The sequence below is a fragment of the Rodentibacter mrazii genome, assembly GCF_001998825.1.
Taxonomy (GTDB): domain Bacteria; phylum Pseudomonadota; class Gammaproteobacteria; order Enterobacterales; family Pasteurellaceae; genus Rodentibacter; species Rodentibacter mrazii.
Genome location: NZ_MLHG01000123.1, coordinates 1 through 1066, shown reverse-complemented (window position 1 = coordinate 1066; position 1066 = coordinate 1). Strand labels below are relative to the sequence as shown.

The 1066-nt window shown below is 38.7% G+C and carries 1 protein-coding gene; it reads right to left on the bottom strand.

What is annotated here, in order from left to right:
* Positions 1–34 precede the first annotated feature (34 nt).
* The coding region (locus tag BKK47_RS12155) for an N-acetylmuramoyl-L-alanine amidase (protein ID WP_143529634.1) at positions 35–1066 on the bottom strand (1032 nt) is incomplete at its 5' end.

The window sequence follows — 1066 nt, the reverse complement described above, 5'->3', positions numbered from 1 at the left end:
TTTGCAAGTTGGGGTGAAAGAATTTTAATCGCCATTATTTTTCCCTTAATTTAATTTTTTGACCGGTAATCACCTTACCGTTTTTTAATGTCGGATTGAGTTTTAAAATTTGGTTTACCGGAATGTTATATTCTCGTGAAACCGCATAAATCGTCTGATCTTTTTTGATAGTGTGATAGAGCGGAATATCCGCTTTTTTTCCATCAGTTTTGCTGTTTTTCTTGTCGTCTTTATCTGTTTTCTTCTTGTCTTTTTTATCCGCTGATTTTGTTGTTTTTTCCGTTTTCTTGATTTCAACAATTTTTTGATTTTTACCGTTATCCGGAATTTTTATGGTTTCGCCAATCCATAGTTCTTTACGTTTCAATTTGTTAAGGGCAATAATATCCGCCATTTTCACATCATATTTATTGGCAAGGCTGCCAATGCTTTCGCCATTTTTCACTTTATGGCGAATTAAACTGTCTTTGGTTAATAAAGTGCGGTTGGTTTTACTGTTGTTTTCTTTATCATCACCTTCAAAAGCCACAATGGATTTTAAATTACCGTTGCGATAGGCTACTAACCCCTCATAAATTATATAAGCGATACGGCGACGATAGGTGGGAGAATTGAGTTTTTGTTCTTCCTCTGCATTTGAGAGAAAACCGGTTTCCACCAAGACTGAGGGAATATCCGGAGAACGCAACACGCCAAGGCTGGCGTGCTGTGGTGTATTGCGGCTTAATGTGGTGATTTTTGAAAAGCGACGTAAAATATGTCTGCCGATTTCATAACCGGTACGCTGGCTATGTCCAAATTGCAGATCAAGTACGGTTTGATCTAAATATTTGTCGTTATTATGAGAGAGAACTTTTCCTGCCCCCCCTAATAATTCGGAACGTTTCTCATCATTTTCTAACCATTGTCCCATTTCATCATTTGCCCGGCGATTTGAAAGCACCCATATTGAGGCTCCTCGTTGGCTCGGATTAAGAGAAGAATCTGCATGAATGGAGACCAGATAATTGGCTTTAAATTTTCGGGCGATTTCCGAGCGTTCCGGCACGGAGATGTAATAATCCCC